Annotated in this window: 20 protein-coding genes; 11 read left to right on the forward strand and 9 right to left on the reverse strand. The window is 40.3% G+C overall.

Annotation, left to right across the window (positions count from 1 at the left end; translation table 11 throughout):
* The first annotated feature begins 131 nt into the window (after positions 1-131).
* Positions 132-2,087, forward strand: a complete 1,956-nt coding sequence (locus tag IPH84_15535) for an ABC-F family ATP-binding cassette domain-containing protein (protein MBK7174598.1) — start codon at positions 132-134, stop codon at positions 2,085-2,087.
* A 34-nt stretch (positions 2,088-2,121) separates the two neighbouring features.
* Here the strand turns inward: IPH84_15535 and IPH84_15540 are convergent, their stop codons facing one another.
* The 5 genes from IPH84_15540 to IPH84_15560 all read right to left on the reverse strand — a co-directional run bounded on the left by IPH84_15540 (position 2,122) and on the right by IPH84_15560 (position 9,268).
* Positions 2,122-3,096, reverse strand: coding sequence for a polyprenyl synthetase family protein (locus IPH84_15540; GenBank protein ID MBK7174599.1), 975 nt, complete (start codon positions 3,094-3,096; stop codon positions 2,122-2,124).
* Between the two features lie 8 nt (positions 3,097-3,104).
* Positions 3,105-3,971 (reverse strand): glucose-1-phosphate thymidylyltransferase RfbA, encoded by an 867-nt coding sequence (gene rfbA / locus IPH84_15545; protein MBK7174600.1) that lies wholly within the window; start codon positions 3,969-3,971, stop codon positions 3,105-3,107.
* 62 nt (positions 3,972-4,033) lie between these two features.
* Entirely contained in the window at positions 4,034-6,415 is a 2,382-nt protein-coding gene (locus IPH84_15550; GenBank protein ID MBK7174601.1) for an MMPL family transporter, read from the reverse strand.
* Positions 6,416-6,494: 79 nt separating this feature from the next.
* Positions 6,495-7,712 (reverse strand): 6-phosphofructokinase, encoded by a 1,218-nt coding sequence (locus IPH84_15555; GenBank protein ID MBK7174602.1) that lies wholly within the window; start codon positions 7,710-7,712, stop codon positions 6,495-6,497.
* A gap of 269 nt (positions 7,713-7,981) precedes the next feature.
* Positions 7,982-9,268, reverse strand: coding sequence for an aspartate kinase (locus IPH84_15560; protein ID MBK7174603.1), 1,287 nt, complete (start codon positions 9,266-9,268; stop codon positions 7,982-7,984).
* 117 nt (positions 9,269-9,385) lie between these two features.
* On the opposite strand from IPH84_15560, the gene fbp reads away from it, so the two are divergent.
* On the forward strand, positions 9,386-10,405 hold the full coding sequence (fbp, locus tag IPH84_15565; GenBank protein ID MBK7174604.1) for a class 1 fructose-bisphosphatase: 1,020 nt from the start codon (positions 9,386-9,388) through the stop codon (positions 10,403-10,405).
* Positions 10,406-10,424: 19 nt separating this feature from the next.
* On the opposite strand, the gene IPH84_15570 is transcribed toward fbp, so the two are convergent.
* Together IPH84_15570 and IPH84_15575 are read right to left on the reverse strand one after the other, a co-directional pair.
* Complete coding sequence (locus IPH84_15570; GenBank protein MBK7174605.1) at positions 10,425-11,054, reverse strand: response regulator transcription factor; 630 nt, start codon at positions 11,052-11,054, stop codon at positions 10,425-10,427.
* 28 nt (positions 11,055-11,082) lie between these two features.
* Positions 11,083-13,014 (reverse strand): sensor histidine kinase, encoded by a 1,932-nt coding sequence (locus tag IPH84_15575; GenBank protein ID MBK7174606.1) that lies wholly within the window; start codon positions 13,012-13,014, stop codon positions 11,083-11,085.
* A 136-nt stretch (positions 13,015-13,150) separates the two neighbouring features.
* Between IPH84_15575 and IPH84_15580 the strand changes: the two genes are divergently transcribed.
* From IPH84_15580 to IPH84_15615, 8 genes are all read left to right on the forward strand, one after another.
* Entirely contained in the window at positions 13,151-13,396 is a 246-nt protein-coding gene (locus IPH84_15580; GenBank protein MBK7174607.1) for a hypothetical protein, read from the forward strand.
* A 65-nt stretch (positions 13,397-13,461) separates the two neighbouring features.
* The gene (locus IPH84_15585; protein MBK7174608.1) at positions 13,462-14,427 is read left to right on the forward strand and encodes an OmpA family protein; all 966 of its coding nucleotides are present in this window, start codon (positions 13,462-13,464) and stop codon (positions 14,425-14,427) included.
* 38 nt (positions 14,428-14,465) lie between these two features.
* A complete protein-coding gene (locus IPH84_15590) occupies positions 14,466-14,981 on the forward strand; it encodes a hypothetical protein (GenBank protein ID MBK7174609.1) in 516 nt (171 codons plus the stop codon).
* Between the two features lie 198 nt (positions 14,982-15,179).
* Positions 15,180-15,485 carry a hypothetical protein gene (locus tag IPH84_15595; GenBank protein ID MBK7174610.1) on the forward strand — a complete coding sequence of 102 codons (306 nt, stop codon included), beginning with the start codon at positions 15,180-15,182 and terminating at the stop codon, positions 15,483-15,485.
* Positions 15,440-16,189: a hypothetical protein gene (locus IPH84_15600; GenBank protein MBK7174611.1), complete on the forward strand. Its 750-nt coding sequence runs from the start codon at positions 15,440-15,442 to the stop codon at positions 16,187-16,189. Before IPH84_15595 ends, IPH84_15600 begins: the two co-directional genes overlap by 46 nt.
* Before the next feature lie 43 nt (positions 16,190-16,232).
* The gene (locus tag IPH84_15605; GenBank protein MBK7174612.1) at positions 16,233-17,120 is read left to right on the forward strand and encodes a hypothetical protein; all 888 of its coding nucleotides are present in this window, start codon (positions 16,233-16,235) and stop codon (positions 17,118-17,120) included.
* Entirely contained in the window at positions 17,117-18,265 is a 1,149-nt protein-coding gene (locus tag IPH84_15610) for a hypothetical protein (GenBank protein ID MBK7174613.1), read from the forward strand. The genes IPH84_15605 and IPH84_15610 overlap by 4 nt, the downstream gene beginning before the upstream one ends.
* A 152-nt stretch (positions 18,266-18,417) precedes the next feature.
* Positions 18,418-19,407: a hypothetical protein gene (locus IPH84_15615; GenBank protein ID MBK7174614.1), complete on the forward strand. Its 990-nt coding sequence runs from the start codon at positions 18,418-18,420 to the stop codon at positions 19,405-19,407.
* Between the two features lie 459 nt (positions 19,408-19,866).
* Here the strand turns inward: IPH84_15615 and IPH84_15620 are convergent, their stop codons facing one another.
* Positions 19,867-20,139: a hypothetical protein gene (locus IPH84_15620; protein MBK7174615.1), complete on the reverse strand. Its 273-nt coding sequence runs from the start codon at positions 20,137-20,139 to the stop codon at positions 19,867-19,869.
* A gap of 133 nt (positions 20,140-20,272) precedes the next feature.
* Here IPH84_15620 and IPH84_15625 point away from each other — a divergent pair, with 133 nt between their 5' ends.
* A complete protein-coding gene (locus IPH84_15625; protein MBK7174616.1) occupies positions 20,273-20,680 on the forward strand; it encodes a hypothetical protein in 408 nt (135 codons plus the stop codon).
* 55 nt (positions 20,681-20,735) lie between these two features.
* On the opposite strand, the gene IPH84_15630 is transcribed toward IPH84_15625, so the two are convergent.
* The gene (locus IPH84_15630; protein MBK7174617.1) at positions 20,736-23,072 is read right to left on the reverse strand and encodes a CotH kinase family protein; all 2,337 of its coding nucleotides are present in this window, start codon (positions 23,070-23,072) and stop codon (positions 20,736-20,738) included.
* Positions 23,073-23,092 lie beyond the last annotated feature (20 nt).

The raw sequence follows: 23,092 nt of genomic DNA on the forward strand, positions 1-23,092 counted from the left end.
AAAAGAGGGCTCCAATGGAGCCCTCTTTTTTTTACATTTCATTTATTGTGTTATGGATTCTTTTCATTAATTATCTTCTTGCCGGTTCTCTTCTTACTTTTCATTTCTATTGAAAAAGCTACCTTTGTACCATGATCTCAATCAATAATCTTTCTGTTCATTTTACCGGGGATTACCTCTTCGAAAATGTTTCATTTCTAATCAATGATCGTGACCGCATTGGGTTAGTTGGAAGAAATGGTACAGGAAAAACTACTTTACTTAAAGTTCTTTGTGGGGAAATGGAACCTGAAACCGGAACCATCGCAAGCCCATCTGGCAATACTGTTGGTTACCTGCCACAAGAAATGGCATCCGGAAGTAAGCTGTCAGTCATAGAAGAAACAATGACTGCTTTTGAAGAAGCTTTAAAACTGCAGGATCAAATTACAAATTATACCGCTGAACTGGCTGAGCGGACTGATTATCATTCTGAATCCTATGAAAAATTACTGCATCGTTTTAATGATGTAAATGATAGGTTCCACCTGATTGGTGGTCATATGATGCAGGAAGGTGCTGAAAAGGTTTTGAAAGGATTAGGTTTTGAACCCGAGGATTTTAACCGTCCAATGAGTACTTTCAGCGGTGGTTGGCAGATGAGGGTTGAGCTGGCTAAGATTTTACTTAGAAGTCCGGACGTTATTCTTCTTGATGAGCCTACCAACCACCTGGATATTGAATCCATTCAATGGCTTGAAGACTTTCTGATTAATTACCGAGGAGCAGTTGTCTTGGTTTCACATGATAGAACTTTCCTTGATAATGTTACTACAAGGACGGTTGAGATTATGAATGCAAGGATTTATGATTACAAAGCCGGATACTCTGAATATGTGGAGTTGAGAGCAGGGCAAATGGAGCAACAAAAAGCTGCTTTTGATAATCAGCAAAGTCAGATTGCGCAAATTGAACGTTTTATTGATCGTTTCAGATATAAATCCACTAAGGCCCGGCAGGTTCAATCCAGGGTGAAGTTGCTGGAGAAAATGGATAGAGTTGAAGTTGATGACATTGATAGTTCAGCCATTCACTTTGTCTTTCCACCGGCCCCCAGGTCCGGAAAAGTTGTAATTGAAGCCAGGCAATTGTCAAAAAAATATGGCGAGAAACAAGTTCTGAAAAATCTGGAGTATATTATCGAGCAAGGTGATTTTGTAGCTTTTGTTGGAAGGAATGGAGAAGGTAAAACTACCTTGGCCCGGATTATTATAGGGAACCTTGATCACGAAGGTATCTGCAGGCTTGGACACAATGTTGTTATTGGGTATTATGCTCAAAACCAGGCAGAGTTACTGGACCCGGAAAAGACCGTTTTTCAGACAATAGATGATGTGGCCGTTGGAGATATGCGGCCAAAAGTCAGGGCTATTCTGGGAAGTTTTCTTTTCGGTTCGGAAGCCATTGATAAAAAAGTTAAGGTTTTATCGGGCGGTGAAAAAGCCCGCCTTGCTCTTGCGCGATTACTGCTTAAACCGGTTAATCTACTGGTATTGGATGAGCCTACTAACCATCTTGATATGATCAGTAAGGATATCCTGAAAAATGCATTGTTAAAATTCGATGGAACATTGATCGTAGTTTCTCATGACAGGGATTTTCTTCAAGGATTAACCGATAAGGTATTTGAATTTAAAAATAAAGGGATAAAAGTCTGGCTGGGAGATGTGTTTGACTTCCTTCAGGCAAGAAAATTAGCCAGTTTGAAAGAGCTGGAAGCCCGCAAACTTGCTGCAAGGCCTTTAGAGGGTGATAGTGCATCTTCTGATAATAAGTTGAATTATGAGCGCAGGAAGCAGCAGGATAAAGAAGTTCGTAAGGTTGCATCAAAGGTTGAAAAAGTAGAATCTGAAATTTCGAATATAGAGTCTGAAATCAAAAAGCATGACCTTTTATTAGCAGATCCGGAGAGTCATATAAATGCTTTGAAATCTTCCATACTCTATAAGGAATACCAGGAATTAAAGTCACGACTGGAAGGGAAGATGGAAGAATGGGCTTCACTCCATGATGAAATGGAATTGCTTAAAAAAAGCCAGGAAGGTTAATATGTTTCAGTAGTGAAGGGTGAATATGTAGTATTTAATATTCCCTATCCATCAAGGCTGCACAATAAGTCAGCAGTGTTGTTGTGTTTTCGGGTGCCAGACCCTGAATCTGCATGGATTTTAGTGCTTTTTCCCAATATGAATTGATTTCATCCCTTGTATACTGGTAGATATTCAATTCATTAAATATTTCTTTTACCAGGCTCACTTTCTCAGCATCAGCGAGGTCAGAAGATTGATAAAGATTCTGAAGTTCAATGGCTTTCTGAGCAGAAGATAGTTGCAGAGCTTTTAATATGAGAAAGGTTTTCTTGCCAGAAATGATATCGCCCCCACATTGCTTTCCGAATTTATCCTCTTTAGCATAAACATCCAGAAGGTCATCCATCAATTGGAAAGCAAGCCCGATATTAATCCCAAAACCATAAAGCTTGTTTGCCTGATCCGGATCAGCTCCGCCTATTATTGCACCGGTTTTAAGGCTAGCAGCCAGTAATACTGCAGTCTTCAGCCTTATCATTTCAATATATTCATGAAGACTTACATTAGTGCGGGACTCAAAGTTCATGTCATATTGTTGCCCTTCACACACTTCGATTGCAGTGGCATTGAGAAGGCCGAGCAAAATAGGACTGACATCATTACGGGATTTCAGCATGTATTGATTAGCCAGGGCAAACATTGTATCCCCTGAGAGGATTGCGATATTGGCATTCCATTTCTTATAGACCGTTTCTTTACCCCTGCGAAGAGGGGCCTGGTCCATCAAGTCATCATGTAAAAGTGTAAAGTTGTGAAAGAGTTCAATGCTTATGGCTGCATTTAATGCTTCATCAGGATTACCTCCAAAAAGGTCGCAAGCGGCGAGAACCAGAAGAGGCCTGAGCCTTTTACCACCCAATTTAAGGGTGTAGTCAACAGGTTCGTATAATTCGATGGGTGCAGATGGGAAATTCAGCTCATCAAAAGCCCTGCTGATCTTTGATTGTAAGGATTCAATTGAATGCATAAAGAGGATCAATCAATATCTGGCAGGTTAAGAAGGTAAGTTCCATAGCCACTTTTGATTAGGGGTTGGGCTATGATTTCAAGTTGGTTTCTGTTGATGAACCCCATCCGATAGGCCACTTCTTCGATACAGCCAATTTTCAGGCCTTGCCGCTCTTCAATTACCTGAACAAATTGAGATGCCTGCAGTAAGGATGCGAAAGTTCCTGTATCCAGCCAGGCTGTGCCCCTGCTTAGAATACCCACTTTGAGTTTTCCCTGTTCGAGATAATACTTATTTACATCGGTAATTTCATATTCACCCCGGGCACTGGGCTTAATATTGCTTGCTACATCAACTACAGAATTATCATAAAAATATAAACCAGGCACCGCATAATTAGATTTAGGTTTCGCCGGTTTTTCCTCAATGGAAATAGCTTTTTTTGCTTCATCAAACTCAACAACTCCATATCGTTCAGGATCTGAAACATGGTAGGCAAATACAACACCTCCATCGGGATCATTGCATTCGGACAATAACTTCTGGATGCCGGTACCATAAAAGATATTATCCCCCAGGATCAAAGAAGCTTTATCATTTCCAATGAAGTCTTTCCCTATTACAAATGCCTGGGCTAGTCCATTCGGTTGATGCTGCACAGCATAATGAATTGAACAGCCAAGACTGCTGCCATCTCCCAAAAGCCGTTCAAAACCAGGGAGGTCATGTGGCGTACTGATGATCAATACATCCCTGATTCCTGCCATCATAAGCACGGATAATGGGTAATAAATCATGGGTTTATCATAGATGGGCATCATCTGCTTGCTCATAGCAAGTGTAAGAGGGTGAAGACGGGTGCCAGAGCCACCGGCTAGAATGATTCCTTTCATGGTTTTCAGATTATAATGATCAAATGAATGCTTCTTAGTCGTAAAGATAAGAAATATCAATGCTATTGAGCTGTTTGTTCAGCATTGTTATTATTCTCGTCACCATCGTAGATTTCGATTAAGGGCTCAGATTTAAAAGCTTTGGTAACCAGGCGCTTATCCAGGGAGAGTAATAATGACGGCAATACTACCATGTTAAAAAACATGGCAATAAATAAGGTGGTTGAAATTAATATCCCCAATGCTTGTGTTCCACCAAATTCTGATACGATAAATACACTAAAGCCAAGAACGAGTACAATAGATGTGTAGATCATGCTAAAACCTGCTTCTCTAAGGGCATTCAGCGCTGACTTCTTAATATCATTTCCTGTTTTCTTCAACTCATGCCGGTATCTCGACAAATACTGAATAGCGTTATCCACAGAAATCCCTAAAGCAATGCTAAAAACAATAATTGTGGATGGTTTAATAGGTATTCCTGCGAAACCCATGATAGCTGCGGTAATAATAAGTGGGATTATATTAGGCAACATAGAAACCACTATCATCCTGAAACTTGAGAACATTAATGCCATCAGGAGTGATATGAAAATGATTGCGATCAAAACGCTCTGAAACAGGTGGCTGATGAGAAATTCAGTACCCCTGACATGGACTACACTATTCCCTGTAACCACAACGTCATACTGAGCAGGATTAAAAATGCTGTCTACTTTTGGTCTGAGTTGCGACATAACCCTGTTCAATTCTTTGGTACCAACATCAGCCATCTGGAAACTGATCCTTGTTTTTTGCTGCAAGCTATCAATGAAAGAGTGCATCACTTCTATTTTTCCTTCAGTTCGGGTTGGGAAATAAGATAGCACAAAATTCTTTTCCTGGGAGTTAGGTAAGGAATACCGATCAGGGTTGCCATTGAAGTAAGCCTGTTTTGCAAACTTTACAAGTTCTGCTATTGACAGCGGTTTTGAAAAGATTCCAAAAGCCATTACCGTGTCCTGTAATTCATCAATCTTTTGAATCGTAGACAATTTCATGACACCTTTTTTCTTCCTGGTGTCAATGGAAATCTCAAAGGGCATTACACCGCCAAAATTCTTCTCAAAAAATTTAAGATCTACATAGATTGGATCTGATTTTCGGAGGTCATCGACTACTTTACCTGAAGTCTTCATCTGCATTAAACCAACAATGCCAATCAACAGTAGAATACCTGCAACGATATAAATGATTTTCCTCTTATACTGAACAAGATATAAGATATAATCAAGTATGCCGCCGAATATTTTGTTATCCAGGTGAGCCACATGTTTTTCCCCCGGAGGAGAAAGATAGCTGAAGATAATAGGTAAAAGTGTGATGCAGAGTACATATTCGAGCATTATACTAATCGCAGTGATAATACCAAATTCCCTTAAAAGCTGGTTAGAAACAAGGATGAACGCTGCAAATCCAATAGCAGTTGCAGTATTGACCATGAGTGATGCAAATCCAATGCGCTGTACCACCCTGGAGAGGGCTTTTGCCTGGTTTCCATGTGCCCGGAACTCCCAATGATACTTATTCAGGATATAAATGCAATTCTCTATGGCTATTATTACTGTAAGCGAAGGTATTACACCAGTAAGGATGGTTATTTTAAATCCAAAAAGCGCGATCAGTCCAACAGCCCACAAAATACTGATAGTGACAACAATGAGAGAACTGACTACAACTTTAAAAGATCGGAAGAAGAGAAAAAGGATTAGGGTAGCAACACCAATAGAGAGAAAAATAAAGAGGATTAATTCATCCTTAATCTTCTCCATCATTTTGGAACGGATATAAGGTAGCCCGGAGATGTGGAGTTCATGACCGGTACTGGCTTTGTAGGCTAATGCATCATCATTGATTTTCTGAACAAGTACCTGCCTGCTTTTATCATTCAGCCTCTTCTTATCGAGGGTGACAGCCATCAGGTAAGCGTGTGTTTCGGGATTATAAAGAAGTCCCTGGTAAAAACGGAGTCCCAGAATTTTTTCTTTAAGACTATCAGCTTCCGCCTGAGATGATAGCCGTTTTGTGACCAGGGGAAGAAATTCGAATTTACGCAGGCTATCATTTTTGATCACGCTGACAGCCCTGGTGATTGATGCTACTTCCTGTATTCCATCGGTTTTCTTAATTTTCTCCGATAGGTCGAACCAGGCATTCAATTCATTTACTTCGAACATCTTTGGATTGATGACCCCAATCACAAGTACATTACCATCTTCCCCAAACTGTTTCCTGAAGTTCTCATATTCCTGGTATGCAGTATCAGAAACAGGTAACATCCTTGCATTGTCATATGACATTTTAACTGAAGTGGCTTTCCACCCCATAAAAATGGTAATGATAGCAATACCTGCAAGTATGGCAGGCCTGTTACGAAGAATGATCCTCACGAGTGTTGTCCACATATTTCCCTAGTCTCGCGTCAATAAAAGAGGATTAAAGAAAGCCAATTTACGGATTTCTTTCAAACTTGTTCCAATAAAATTACCACTCCAGAATCTTCTTGAAATCAAAATCTTCCGGATTTTTCAGGTACTTCTTTGCTGCGGTATAATCCTCGGATGTGATGTATTGAATGGAATCGAAGAACACCATTTTCGACTTCTGGCTTTCCATACTAACCATTCTTGTTCTTACTTTTCCATGAGAGTCTTCAACATCTTTAAGGAAAAGAGGGAAAATGTCACCTGTAGGATCTGAAGTGACCATACAGCCGGTCAGTCCTTCATCAAAAAGACGTTTTACGCCAATGCCCAGGAGACTGCAATATAGAAGGTCGAATGCGGTAGGCTGGATACAACGAAGTTCATAACCCATTTCAACCGGACGACTTTTAACATCAATACCAAGCTGTTTCAAACGAATTTGAAGCAGCATATTGTAAATGTGAGCTTTACTTACAGTGCCCAATTCAGGGTGGCCGTGTTCATCGTATGTGAACTGGATACCGGAGGCTTCAATTTCATCATCGCTCATAAAATGGAATACCCCTTCACTAACAATTGCGACACCGTATGGAATACCTAAGATCTTACGTTTAATGATAGAGGAGATAATCAGCCTTGTGATTTTATCCAGAGTAACTTTGGTATTATTAAACATTTCCGGGATCACAATCATTGGGTAATGACAGGCTGCCCCGATTCCGAAGGCCAGGTGGCCAGCTTCACGTCCCATGGCTGATACTACAAACCAGTTTCCGGAAGTGCGTGCATCTTCATAAATGGTACGTCCGATGCGCACCCCTTCCTGTTTCGCGCTCTGGTAACCAAAAGTAGGCTGTCCTTCCGGTAAGGGCAGGTCATTATCAATGGTTTTAGGAACATGTATATTCTGGATGGGGAATTTTCGTTCAGTAAGGAATTTGGATATCCTGTTTGCAGTAGAAGCGGTATCGTCACCCCCAATAGTTACTAACAGTTTCACATCATTCTTAACAAAGAAATTGGTTTTAAATTCGAGGTCAGCCGGTTTATAGCGACTCATACGAAGCATTGAACCTCCCATGCTGAATACCCTGTCGGCCATTTCGAAATCGATATCCACCGTAGAGGGGTTATCCATAAAGAGGTTACGGTAACCATCATGAAGACCGATAACACGATATCCATCACGAAGGAAAACTTTTGCTACAGAGCTGATCACAGTGTTGATGCCGGGAGCAGGACCGCCACCGGCGAGAATGAGGATTGAACCTTTCATAGGAATAATTTCTTTTGAGGGAATGAACATTATTCCCTGCTGATTTTTTCGGCAGCAAAAGTAAGAAAATACTTCCAATAAGGTTAGACTTGAACCTAAACCTGACAGGTTTTCGAAACCTGTCAGGTTTGGGGCAATTAACCTCGGCTGAATAAGATTGCGAACGATCTAATACGGAACATGCTTAGTATTAAAGAATCTATTCAGCTTTGCTTTGCAAACCTATCAAGATTCAGTTTAAATTCTTTTCTTCCTGATCAGTTATATTTTTATAAGATGGGTTTTACCACAAACTGAGCAGTGATGCGGGAACGCATTTCAAGAAGAATCTCTTTTCCATCGGCCATTACCCTGTCAATAGTAGCCTGGTCGTAATGCCTGATCGTGATTAACTCCAGCCCGGTGTTGAACAGGACCCTGAAGTCTTTTTCAAGTAACTGAAACAGCTCATTTAAACGACGTTCATTATAATCGACACATACTGAGAAGCTGAGAGCTGAGTTCTGCATCAGGTGAATATGGATATTCCGGGAGGCAAAAATAGCCAGGATATCGCTCAGATTCTGTTCGTCAATAAACGAAAAATCCCTGGGTGAGATAGAAATCAGCACCTGGTTAACCTTGAATATAAAGGATGGAATCAGGTGATCATTGATAGTACCCTGCTGAATGACTGTCCCGGTTTTTGTTGAATCAATAAAGGACTTGATAAACAGTGGAATGTTCTTGTTTTGAAGAGGTTTGATGGTTTTTGGGTGGATGACAGATGCACCGTAGTAGGTTAGTTCAATGGCTTCGCGATAGGAGATGTCCTTTATCAGTACAGTGTCGTCAAAGTATTTAGGGTCAGCATTGAGAATACCAGGTACATCTTTCCATACAGTCATTTCAGAAGCATTCAGGACATAGGAGAAAATCGCTGCAGTATAGTCGCTGCCTTCTCTGCCAAGGGTTGTTGTGTGTCCTTGTTCAGTAGCTCCTATGAATCCCTGGGTTACTGACATCAGGGGAGGTTGAGTATCCTTTTCAGAAGTCTTCTGCAATTGGTTTTTAATCAATTGAGATGTAATTTCCCAATCAACTTTTCCCTCCCGCCACGTATCATCAGTTCGGATTAGTTCCCTGGCATCCAGCAACCGGCAATTAAACCCTTCGGCAGCCAGGAATTCGCTTACTATTAATGTGCTTAGCAGTTCACCAAACGAAACCACCTGGTCATATTGATAATCATAACCCAGGGTTGCCGATGAACTCAGATGCCCTTCCAGTTCGCCAAATAGCAGTCCTGACTTGAAAAAAACAGGGTGTTGCCCATCATGAAAGAGTTCATGCATAATATTCAGATGGTATTCAAAGATCTCTTCCAAATGTTGTTGTTTCATTTCGTCCTGGCTGAACCAGTCAGAGAGAACCTTTTCCAGTGCATTAGTGGTTTTCCCCATAGCTGAAACTATGATAACCAGATCATCATGCTGATAATTCTTCAGGATCAGAGCAACGTTTCTAACAGCATCTGCATCTTTAACCGAAGCACCTCCGAATTTGAATACTTTCATCTTTTTGACTTCTTATATCGCAAAATTAATATATTTGTTAACAAGTGAAGGATTGGTTATCGTTAGCCATTCTGCCAGAGTACTGACCTTATTCAAGACTAATATAACACCATTATTATGAAAACCTTAGTAGAATTCATCAACGATAAGCAAACTGAATATCCTGGTGCTACCGGAGAATTTACGCGATTACTTAACGATATTACAATTGCGGCTAAAATTGTAAATCGTGAAATCCGTATTGCCGGACTGGCTGATATCAATGGGTTGTATGGAACTACCAATATCCAGGGGGAGGATCAGCAAAAACTGGATGTTTATGCCAATAATCAGTTTATAAATGCACTTAAACATGGTGGGCAATGTGCAGCTATTGCATCGGAAGAAAATGAAGACCTGATCATTTTTGGAAATGCCTATTCCCAAAAAGGAGATTATGTAGTAGCTATGGACCCTGTAGATGGTTCAAGCAATATTGAAGTGAATGTTCCGATCGGAACCATCTTTTCTGTTTATAAAAGAAAATCACCATCCGGTTCATCTGCCAGTGTGGATGATCTTTTACAAAACGGTCGGAATATTGTGGCAGCCGGATATGTGATTTATGGCAGTTCAACCATCCTGGTTTATACCACAGGGAATGGTGTAAATGGATTCACTTATGACCCATCCGTCGGACTGTTTTTCCTATCACATCCGGATATGAAAATCCCTGAAGATGGGAATATATATTCTATTAATGAGGCTAATTATATCTATTTCCCTGATGGAGTTAAAAAGTATATCAAATATTGCCAGGTAGATGATAAATCCACGAATCGCCCATATAACACCCGTTATATCGGTTCACTGGTAGCGGATGTACACAGGAATATGCTTCGTGGGGGGATTTTTATTTATCCGGGTAACCAAAAGAATCCTGTAGGGAAATTACGGTTGCTGTATGAATGTGCCCCAATGGCATATATCATTGAACAGGCGGGAGGGAAGGCATCAGATGGTTTTACACCTATCCTGGATATTGAGCCTTATGATATCCATCAGCGTTCCCCATTATTTATTGGCTCAAGAAAAATGGTTGAAAAAGCTGAGGAATTCATGTATCAGAATTCCAAGAACTTCAGCGAACTCCATTAATTAGGATCATGAGTTACTGTTAGTAATCCAGAAGGCCCATTCCTGCTGCTGTTTTAATGAGAATAGCAGTATTTCGGGCGTTGAATTTTACTAATAAGTTTTTTCTGTGGCTATCCACTGTCCAGGCACTGATAAAAAGTTTTTCTGCAATATCCTGGTTGGTAAGTCCATCAGCGATGAGCCTTAAAATTTCAGTTTCACGGCGGGTAAGTAAAATTTTATCGGTTGACTGAGAGGCGTTACTATGGAGGATATCAGTAACGTTTTTGCTATAATAGGTACTATTGTTAATAACCTGTTGAATTGCCTCTGTAATTTCTTCGGTATCGGCACTTTTCAGAATGAATCCCTGTACGCCCATTTGCATCATTTGCTCGATCACATGTCTTTGTTCAATGGAGGTAAAAACAAGGATTTTCAATCCGGGAAATCGTGACTTAGCCTGCTGACAAAATTCAATTCCATTCATATCAGGCAGATTGATATCAAGCAGGATAATATCAGGTTTATTCCCATTCAGGTATGCCAGTCCATCACGGCCATTCGTGACCGGGTGGCATTCAATATTCCGGATGGATGATTGGATAAAGTCGGAGATACTCTTACTTACAATCGGATGATCTTCAACAATAAGGGCTTTCCTATTCATAATCTGGCATTGGAAGCTGAATCCAAGGCTAAGATAGTAAAAATTCAACGGTGGCTTCGGTTCCTTCACCTGTTTTACTCCAGATATCAAATTTTCCGTTGAAGGAATCGACCCTATTCTTTATGCTGACCAGTCCTTTCCCTTCAGTTCCTGCATGGGAATCGAATCCTTTTCCATTATCAAGCACCTGAAGGCAAAGTCTTTTTTCTTCGGAGAAGAACTGAATTGAGATTATATCTGCTGAAGAATGTTTGATGGCGTTGTTCACCAATTCCTGCCCGATTCGAAAAAGGGTAATTTCCAATTCCGAAGGAAATCGGAGATCATCACCAAAGAAGCTAAAGTTAATGCTAACTTCTTTTTGAGTACCCATTCGCTGAATAAATTCAGAAATAGCAGTTTTGAGTCCATAATGCACCAGGGTTTCGGGCATCATATTATGGGCGACCCTTCTCAGTTCCGTGATGGAATGATCCAATAAACGAATGGCATTTTCGAAGGCGTCAGCATTTTCATTACTGATGATTGAATTCCCTTTCATAGAAGAAAGATTGATTTTAACACTTGATAATAATCCCCCCAGCCCATCATGCAAGTCCCTTGCCATGCGGCTTCGTTCTGCTTCTTCTCCCTGCAGAACAGATTTAGTTGCAATAAGTTGACGCTCCCGTTCAAGATCCTGGATTTTTTGCTCTTTGATTTTTAATAACTGTTCTGTTATGATTTTTTTATTCCTGGTATTCTTAAGAATGAAATAAACGAAAACACTTGCAATAACTATAAATGCAGCCAGGGACACCAGAATTGTATTTTTCTTCCGTTGTTCAGCATTCAGTTTCAGGATTTCCTTTTCTTTTTTCTCTGTTTGGTATTTAGTTTCTACTTCAAAGAGATTCCTGGCCTTTTCCTGAGTAAAGAGTGAGTCGCGGATGGTTTTGTATATCAGGTAGTTCTCATAGGCATTCCGGTAGTCGCCGAACTCGGCATAGGTTTGAGCCATTGATTCGTAGAGGTATTGAATCCCATCGGTAAAATTGTTCTTTTTTGATATTTTCAGGCACTCCTTGAAGCATAAGATGGATGCGTCATACTTTTTTAATCTTCTGTAGGTCCTTCCAAGGTTTAGTATGGTTCCCGACAATTTATTGGGGTCATTATGAAGATTGTGGTATTCTTTTGCCTTTAATAGAAATGGCAGTGCTTTGTCAGGCTTCTCTAATTTATTGTAAACAGCAGCCAGGTTTTCCCAGCCATTCACAATAAGGGGCTGGAATTTCAACCTTTGGCAGATACTGATTGATTTTTCGTAATAATCAAGGGCTAAAGTGAAGTCAGTAAGTTTCTGTGGTTTATTTCTTGTTTCGCAGAATTCCCGGCTGCTATGCAAATTTCCCAGGTGAGAGTAAGTTTTTGCAATGCCAAAGCTATCATTAAGTTTTTCATATAGTTTCAGCGCTTTGGTAAGATAATTCAATGATTTTCCGAAGATCTCCTGGTAGTAATATATGATTCCAAGTTCGTCATACAAGTCAGCCATTCCACCGGGGTTGTTTCTCTTTTCCTCAATTCGTAAGCTTTGAAGGTAGCATTTGATGGCAATGCTATAGTCCTCTTTAAGGATAAAGTACCTGCCAAGTTTTTGGAGAGAATTTGCGATATTCCGGGGATCCTCCGTCAGCAGAGCCTTATTTACAAGGGCAATTGTGTATAGGTAAAGAGAATCATGATTGTTTTTGCGGTAAAAGGCTATTTTTCGTTCCAGTTCACCAATGGCTAAAGTATCCTCCTGGTAGGTTGAAGATTGTCTGAACCTTTCTCCTTTAAAGTTTTGTTTATTGCTTAGTATGCGATCGAGTTGCTTTGTGATAGAGTCTATATTGGCAGCACTAGCCATCATAAAGGAAGTGAGCCCTATACCAAAAGCCAGGATAAATCTTACAAAGGCAAATCTTATTGTCATGGGTATGAATTCATTACAAAAATAGTATGATATTTAAGGGTAAAAATCCCTTTTTACAGGGATATTGAAGATGAAGCACAGGTATAAATTTACATCATCAAGCCTTATGTTCTTTCAAACATTTTAAACATGTCCCATGAAAAAGATTCTTAGTCTCCTGGTAGTGATTTTACTGATGTTGAGCATGAACTCCATCAATGCACAAATCAATATTGGCCGTAAAGTTGAAACGAAAGTAAATAATCGAGTGAATAACAAGATTGACCGCGGGATTGACAAAGGTCTTGATGAGATTGAAAAGGAATTAAAGGTGAGAAAAAACCTGATGAGAAGCCAAAAACTGAGGATAAAACTAAGGCCAGCGGCTCAGGGGCAGAAGTAAAGACTGCAGGAAAAGAGACTGCTTCAGATAATCCTTCCCTACAATCATACTCAAAATATGATTTTGTGCCTGGTGATAAAGTCTTGTTATACGAAGATTTCAGCCAGGATGCAGTTGGTGACTTTCCAGCTTTATGGACAACCAACAAATCTGGAGAAGTTAATACTTTGAATATTGCACCAGGTAACTGGCTTAATCTTAATGCCACCGAGGGTAACTGGTGGTTCCTTAAGCCGATTGATTTTCCAAAAAATTTTATTGTTGAATTTGATGTTGTTCCTAAAAAGGCAGGAGGCCGTTATGCTGTTGGAGTTGCATTGTATGGAGAAAACAGTTTCAAGGAGATGAGTGATCCATACAACTGTAAGACAGGACTGATTGTTGCGGTTTCAAAAAACGGATGGGAAGCAGAAGGCCTTAAGGCCGGTCAACAGAAGATCAGGGGGACATCGGACCTTAATCCTGTGAAGGAAGAGAAGGTGAACCATGTGATCATTTGGGTTCAGGGCCGTCGTGTCCGCATCTATCATGCAGGAGAGAAGGTATTGGATATGCCTACCAATCTTTATGAGGACAGTAAATTTACCCGTCTGGGTTTTAACCTGTTCCGCGGTGCTTCATGCAGTTCCTACATCACTAATATCAAGGTAACATCTGCATCACCTGATATACGAAACAAGTTGCTCACTGAAGGTAAGCTGGTGACATACGGGATTTATTTTGATGTGAACAAAGACATTGTAAAACCAGAGTCATACGGGACTCTGAAGGAGATTGCAAAGATTTTAAATGAAGTACCGGATGTTAAGGTAAAGATTGTTGGCCATACAGATGCCGATGGACAGGATGCAGCCAACCTGGATCTGTCAAAACGGAGAGCCGCTTCTGTAAAGAGTGAACTTGTTAAATCCTTCAATGTAAATGGTGATCGTTTGGTTACCGATGGAATGGGAGAGTCGCAGCCTGTGGCACCAAATGATACTCCGGCTAACAAAGCATTGAATCGGAGAGTTGAGTTTATTAAGTTATAATTATAGATTAATAATCCATACCATTCAAAAATACTCATATGAAAACACATTCATCCAGAAGTAAGGGGAGATTTACCTTATTTTTATCATTGATCATTTCTATTGTCCTGATTACCGGATGTAAAAAAGAGGAAGATTCCGGTAACACCATCAAAAAATATGATGAGATCACATATGCCGACATTAAAAGTAATGAGAATTCCTTGACTTCAGCAGGCATTGGTATTTCAGATGCAACAGGCTTACTTCTTAAGGCAGGTGATATCTTGTTTTACAGAACCAACCTGGGAAATCTGGGGAAACTCGTAATAATTTCTATTGAACCAGCCGATAACTATAAAATAACTTTCAAGGCAAAAACATTTGCCAGCGATGGCACATTGATCAGCGAAACCATGTCTCTGGATATTCGTGGTACATGGCAAGGTGAACTTGATACTTTAATAGAAGGAACGGTCGCAACAGATGTAGATTTCTGGAATGAAAGAGTCAATGATACAGATACAGTCTGGACGCCCAAAAACGATGCAGTTTTTTATAAATACGGTGCCTGAGAATAGATGGATTTCCAGCCATTAATCAATTTACCCAGGAAATGTTTCATCCGGACCAGTCCTTATTGGCTATCTGGCAGGTTTCGTTCTGTTTTCAGGAAGCAATACTCTAAGTGTTCCCATTGGTTACAAAAATTGGGTTCTCATTATACAAGAAATAAGCTTTTGAGTGAAATCCGATGCTTAAATACAATTAATATGAAAAGAACGATAATTTTTCCATTCCTGGTTTTATCCGGAACTTTTTTATTCAGCCAGCAAAGCCCGGAAATGTACCTGGCAAGTGTCCCAAGGTATAAGGGGAACAGCTGTGAGATGACTGATGCTGATACTGCTAATATCAGAGCTTTCCATAAAGAAATGAGTGATTTTCGAAATACACTCAGTGATGATATTAGTCGCCTAAAAGAAGCCCAGGAAAAGTTTATGGAAAATAATGAAGATCAGATCAGGAGAGCATGCTCGGACAGCAGGGCTATTCTAAAGAGGATGCTCAAAAACTGAAGAATGCTGATAAAATGAGTGAAGAAGAGAAGATGGCGATTGCCAATCAGATGTTGATGGATAAAATGGGCATGGATGTTAATGATTTTAAGAAATTGGCTGAAATGGATACTTCAGCTCAGAAAAGCTGGGCCCAGGGGTATGGAACAATGATGATGGCAGATGCCATGGCAAACCCTCAAAAAAACCAGGAAGATCAGAAACGGTATAAAGATCAATATGATCTCATGTCAGAGCAAAAATTTCTGATTGAAAAGATCAGGGCTGCAGAAAGTAAATATTTCCAGCAGCTTGATACTCTTCAAGTGCTTGCTGATACTGCCAATGCTCAGATGAGCCGGGAATTCAACAGAATGTATAAGGAAATCGATGATTGTGAAAGCGACGGCTGTGCAGAGTCAATTTACGAACAAATGAATCAGATGAAAAAGGCATATTGTTATCGTTTTTCACCGGATTACCAAAAGATTGTTTACGATTTCAGGAACTATCTGATGACTTCACTTGACACCTATCATGAACTGGATGTGGTTTCAAACCAGGTGACAGAATCACAAACAGGCGTCAGGAATCCTGATTATAAGCCAGGTATATTTGCTCTTTCGATAATAGATTATTATGCTGGTCTGGAATCTGGTATTTTCAAGTTTTATCATGCTGAGACTATTTATGGTATTGGAGAAAAAGGGGATAGAAGTGAATAAGTATATTCATGCACAAATCTGCACCAGTTCAATCTTTTTCTATATGAGATTCCACATTTTTTTGATAATCATCTTGTTGGTTCTGGATTCTGCAGCACAGCAACCAGCCAAGTCGGCAACAGAGCTAAAAAAGGAGATGGGTAAGATTATGCATGAAACCAATTGGTCGGACAAGGCTGCAGCGGATTCTGCCAATGCAAAGATTACCGAGCTATCCAAACAAATGATGATGATTGGAGCCAGGCAACAGGTCCCACAAGATGCCGGTAGCGGGGAAAAATATGAAGAAAAACTTAAGGAGAATGTGGAGTATCAAATGCAACTCTGGAACCAGATGTGGAAGATTGCAAGGACAGGAGACGAATCAAAAATAGACCTTGCAGAGCCGCTGAGGGTAGAAATAGTAGAAGAGTATAAAGAGGATGAAGACCCTACTATCAAGAACCCCGTCTGGCGCGATTCAATGCCCGATCTGACCATTAATATGTCAATGCCTCATGTACAGGTAATTATTGATCAGATGCCGGTTTTTCGTGGGATTAAAAGATTAATTATTACCTGTGAACAGAAAGGAACAGCAGTGGATCTTGATCAGATTCTCCGTAATGCAGAAAACTACCAGCTTACTGAACTCTATATTCTGAATTTCGGACCATCTGTCACAAGTTTGCCTGCTCAGGTGGGCAATTTTAAGGGACTCACCATCTTAAACCTGTTGAATAATAACTTGCATCAACTCCCCTCCTCAATTGCGGGGTTATCTGACCTAAAGGTCCTTTATGTTGATGTTAACCCTGTTACACAACTATTGCCAATTGTAAGTCCTTTGAAAAAGCTCCAGAAGCTTGGTGTAGCACAAACTGAAATTTCTGAATCTGAAATTGGTCTGATACAACAAGCTTTACCCGGATGTAATATTCTTACACAATGAAAAAAACAACACTCACTTTGCTTCTGTTTGCTATTGTTGCAATGACTAGTTTGTTTGCCCAAAAGCCGCATTTCTTCATTGAATGCAACCAGGCAATGGGTGATACATCCCAGAAATATGCAAATGCATTTGCCCGGTTGGTGGCTAATGAACTGAAGGATGCATTTCCTTGTGCCAAGATCAATACGCAATCAGATATCGTCAATAAACTGGATAGCTTACGTTTTCGTGCATTAATTGGGGATTTCGAGGGTGATTTGCCTTCTTTCTGTGATCAGTTGGCTCACGATTATTGGATACACCTTAGAATGATTGACTACACAGAAGGGAGGATAGCAATTATTGCCAGATGTTTCAAATACAAAAAGATTGATTGTATTGCGGATGCCGGCATGGTCAGGTGTGGAAATACCTTTGGTGAATTAACGGAAGGATGTAAGGAAATAACCAAAAGGCTTATCGACATGCTCTCAAAATTTGAGATTTGCCCGTTTACCGGTCCGGTTAACCTTAGCATACACTCACAATTTGACACTGTTACAAAACAAGAGTACGCAGTGTATTGCAATATGATGGATCAGACCTATCGCAGGGAAGAAACAAGTAACAAACGTGCGGATAGCGAGTGGCAACTGGAACGCAAAGGAATTCCAAGGGCTATTGGAACAATGAACTTTACCTTGAGTGAATCATCCAGTCTTGAGGTTCAGAACGGTTGTTATAAATGCCAGTCAGGCCGGGAGGGGGGAAGGATTTACACAAGAACAAATTCCTTCAACGTAGAAGGCAGTGGCCTTTCAACAGAGAGTAGCTATAATGGCAATAAACAGGATGACACGCGAATTGAAATTGAATTTCTTGAGGATGGTACTTATATTCTTACAGCAAAAGGGACCTCTAAACCAGCAAGAGGGTATGAAAAGGAGAATGAAAAAGCAGAGGGGACCTGTGATAATATTCCTTCTGATCCGCGGTCGATACCTAAGGAGATTACATTACCACTGAAAGTTATCCTCGGTCCGTTCCCGGGTAAATCTACTGATGAAATACTTCAGCAAAATAATACGATAAAAAGAAGGAATCCAATAACCAATGAGATGGAAACGATCACCTATGACTTCACACTGGAAAAATTATCTAAGTAGATGCAAATTGGATTAGCAAACATTATTCATGTTGTTTCTTTAGTCAAAAGGAAGCAAATAGTGATAAATTTCCCGGTGTAAAAGAGTTACTTAATTCATAATAGAACATTTTTCAGATCAATATCATGTATTGATCCATTAAAGCTCTTCCCATGAGAATTAGTCTGACAATCATATTATTGACCTGGGTATTACTGGCAGCAGCTCAAACCCTAAAAGATGAGGAGCTCAAAAACAAAACCGGTACATTCGAAATTCTTAACCGAACCGATTATGCCAGATCTGAAGATGGGTTCTCCAAAGCAATTGTGACAGCCAATTTTAACAGGATTACTGAACTTGTAAATATTGTAAGGAAGAATCCTGTACTTGCTGATATAAAAGGATTTAATGGTAGGGCAAGAATATATACTGTGCTCTCAGATACTAAATTCGGTTATGGAGTTCCAGCCCGCATCAGTTTCGAGTTTAGTTCATTCTTCAAAAATAAAAAAGGGGAAGTGGTCTTTAATTCTATTGAACCTCCCAGTTGGTCAGTTTATATTAATATGGTCAATCCATTAGGCTCAGGTTTCTCATCCGATCTTTTCAATCGTGAAAGATGTTATTTTACGGTTCCACTCAATAAGAAAACTATTCAACCCGGAATCGATATTTATGGAGATGAATGTATTGTATTATATGATCCTCTAAGGCCGGATTACTGGATTCCTGTTTCAGTTGGGGAAGCATTTGATGCAGCTAAATCAGAACTGAATAAAGAAAAAGATCCGGTTGCCTCAGCCTATCTGAAACAGTATTATGATCAGGAGTATGGTGATATTGCAGCAGAAGACCTGGAGAAAGCTGCCTATTTTGGAGGTGGAATCAGCAGAGTGAGTGTTGCTCCCGGATTTGAGGGTCAGGATAGCCTTTTCCCAAGGATCATGAAGGTAAATCCTGCATATTGGAATATGAACCTTCCGAAATCAGCCATTCAGTTTATAACTCTTCGCTCAATACAGAATAAGGATTATCTGAATCGGAAATTTGAAGAATGTCAGAAGACAATAGATTCCGGCAGTGGGTGCGATCTCGCCAGATTTGAGTATTCCTTCAATCTCGACGATGTTCGGAGATTACTCCCTTTGATCGGGAAATAGAAGCAACAGGCTTTTCAAATCGTAGTGTAATAATTGTGCTGAAATAAAGCCGTATTTCGATATTGTATGTAGGCTATTCTTGTCAGGTGAAATAGGAATTTTTCTAAACCTGGTTAGATCCCATTGTTCCGTTTTTAGTATATTTACTTTTCTTTATTTCGAAGAGAGATTGTATTAAATATTTCATTATCAAATTTATATATTTTATGTCTAATCATAGGAAACTTCCTGATAGGCGATCCTCGCGTATGAGAGGATTTGATTACCGACAACCTGGATATTATTTTGTGACGTTCTGCACAAGGCACAGTGAACACTTTTTTGGGAAAGTGATTAATGGAAAAATTTTGCTTTCGGAGGAAGGCCTGCTTGCAAAGCAATTTTGGATGCAAATTCCTGAACACAGCAAGAATGTGCAGCTTGATGAATTTGTTATAATGCCCAATCATATTCATGGGATTATAAGAATTTTAGATGCTTCAGGCAATAATGAAAAATTTCCTTATCCCTTTCCCGAATATGAATTTGAGGAGGGAAATGGATATTTAATTGATTTTCAAGATCAGGGCGTATCTTCTTTATTGGCATTTTCATTATCATCCTCGCTTTCCTCCTCTCTTTCTTCTTCTCTATCTTCCTCCCAATCTTCCTCTCCATCTCCTTCTTTATCTCCTTCTTTATCTCCTTCTCTATCCTCCTCTGCATTTGCCTCTCCATCCGCTCCTTCTCCATCCTCCTCCCCATCCGGGGGGGGGGGGGGGGGGGGGGGGGGGGGGGGGGATGCAAGGACGTTGCATCGGAAACGTCCTTACGGATAGGGAGGGAGGCAGGATCTTCGATAGGGAAAGCGGAATCTTCTCTTTGGATGCAAGGCAGCGGGAAGCTCCCGGCAGGGGCAGGACAGGGACTCTCTAAGGAAGCAAGCGAGGGAGCAGATAATGCATTTGAAATCGATGAACCAGATACACCTGCTGATCAAATTGAATTTATTATTCAGCTGGAATCAGAAATGATGAAAAAGCTATTTCCTGTGAGGGAGAAAGGCAAAAATATTGCCATGTCGGAAATCTCACCCAAAAAAGGCTCACTTTCTGCTGTCATTAGAAGCTATAAATCTGCAGTATCTTATAGCCTGCATAAGATGGGATTAGAATTTGCCTGGCATGGCAGATTTTATGATCGGATTGTCAGAAACCCCGGTGAACTTGAGAGAATCAGATGGTATATCCGGATGAACCCTAAAAACTGGAATAATTCTGAGAAAAAATTCTAAGAGTGGAAGATTCTATGAATGAATGCTCACTTTATAAGGATGAAGACGGAATGAATTAATGAACAATAATTTTATATGAAAAAGATTGATGCTTATTATCAAGTCTTAAAATATATATCCCAGGTAATGCAGGGCCTGGCAATAGGTTTTCGGTAATGTTTTGAAGGTCATATTCTCTTATCTTCTGACCTGTAATAGAATATAGGCTTGCTGATGGTGGCAGGAAGCCAGGCTCAAAGCAGCGAAGATGGATTGTGCCACCGGAAACAAATACTTCTATTGACTGCCGATTAAATGCCTCAGGAGCAGAAGCTGTGGCTAATTTATTACTGGTCAGGTCCTCCCAGGTATTGATGATTTTCTTATCAACAGTAACTGAGATTTCCGGAAAGGGGGTAACATTATCCGAAAGGGTTAACGTGCAGGTAGTTGGACTGAGATATAATACTTCTTCAATTATTATGTTTGCAGGAGCATCGTTTAAGGTGAAGTTGCCCTTTTTTATGATTGGGTGCCTGAAATAGTCACCTCTTAAGGTGAAAGTAATTTTATTTGCTTCAGCAATTATATCTGCTGCCGGATGCAATACCTGTCCTTCAATATTATGATCCATCCAATTGATACGGTTCATCAGGTAGGTTCTGAAATAAGCCACCTCATCCTCATAATCATTTCCTTGCCAATTATAATTAGGCCAAACGTACGTGCCTAATATTGGCCAGCGTTCAAAATTCCTGATACGGGCTGAATCCGTGAGTTCAGTGATTGAGTCAATTAATGCATCAATGTTCTCATTGCTTAGTTTATCCAGGCGCAATGCTGTCCAGCGGGTTTTTGCAAGATTTCTGAAATAACTATCTTCCATCATTCTTTTCCACCAAAACATAATGCTGGCATCCCATGGATTTACGAGCTCATACAACCAACCGGCATATTCAACACCAGGTTGCCAATAATCTACATTGCCATAACCCAGGTTGAAATCCCAGGCCGGACCGGCAAAGAGTTTACCGCCATCACTGTCCTTATGTTTATTAAAATAAGTGCTATAGCGGTACTTGTCTACTTCCTTTGAAATCTCTGAAAGCAACATAAAATCAATGAAAGAAGGGGCGTCAAAATATTTTAGATAACCACTGGACGGATCTTTAAAAGAAGGACCAATCAGTGCCTTTTCGGCATTGGTAACATAGTTCTTAATATATTCTCTTTGTTGGGAAACAATTGCCTCAGGTTCAGGATAATAATACTGAAAAGTGATATCCATAGCGTTGGGGTAGGAGGGACTGGGAGCTGAAATCCAACCATCAGCACCATATTCGAAATCCCAGGGTAGCTTATCAACCGCCAGGATATAACCACCTGTTACGTCATCACCGGTTATTTCATCCGGGTTAAGGCTGGGGATGTCAACCCTGTTTTCATCTTTTTTGATCTTCTCCTGGAGGATATAGATTCCTTTGAAGTCATTGTTGATTATCAGCTCACAGTAAACATTGCGGGTGCAGTATTCACCCAGGCGATGCCCGATTTCATAGGAAATGGCATTTCGCATCAGGCTTTTGTCGGTATAAGGAGCATATAAAATCCAGTCATTCTCTTCGGGTAATCCGAGTAAAGAGACATTTAGGTTTTCACCCTGGTTGTCGCGTGTTTCGAAACCATAGCATTTTTTGGGGAACATTTGTGTGGATTGTCCGCGTACTTCAATCCCTATATTGCCATCATAATTATTAAAAGGATCTCCTAATGTGTTCAGATTCCCTTCCCCATTGCTGATGATTCCCATATGTGCCGTAATTTTTGGGTCATCAGGGATTTCAGTACCAAACGTATTGATGACTACAATGGGCAGATTCGATTGAAGCATTAGAGGTCCTGCACTTTGCCTTGTTATGTCATCGAAATACCACTCTTTCCCGGCGGTTGTTCCCAGGAAATCGAAAAATATCACCATACGGGTGAAGTTGTTGTAGGGTAATCCGGTAAAATCGAATTCCAGTAGGTTCCATTGTCCGCCTGATGCTGAAACCCTTATTTCCTGCCAGCTTGAGACATCGTTATTTTCGAATTTCAGGACTACATCACCTCCTTCGGCTGGAGGATAGCAGAGCATGTGGTATTTGGGATATTGGTCAAAACTTACAATATAAGGCAGATCCAGCAGCATGAGGTCGTAAGGGTCAGTTGAAGTAGTGACCTTGATACTGAGGGCTGAAGGATTGAGGACGCCTGGCTGTGGGTTATCGACTACCTGAATACTGCCGGGCCAGGTAATCCAGTTGGCTGTGATTCCATCCCAATTTGAAATGGTATCATTTTCCTGGGCCTGAAGAATTTGAAGACAGGCTGAAAATAATAGAAATGTGAAGATCAGAAACTTTGATTTCATAGTATTCTTCATAGAGGCAA

The organism is Bacteroidales bacterium (assembly GCA_016707785.1).
GTDB lineage: Bacteria > Bacteroidota > Bacteroidia > Bacteroidales > UBA4417 > UBA4417.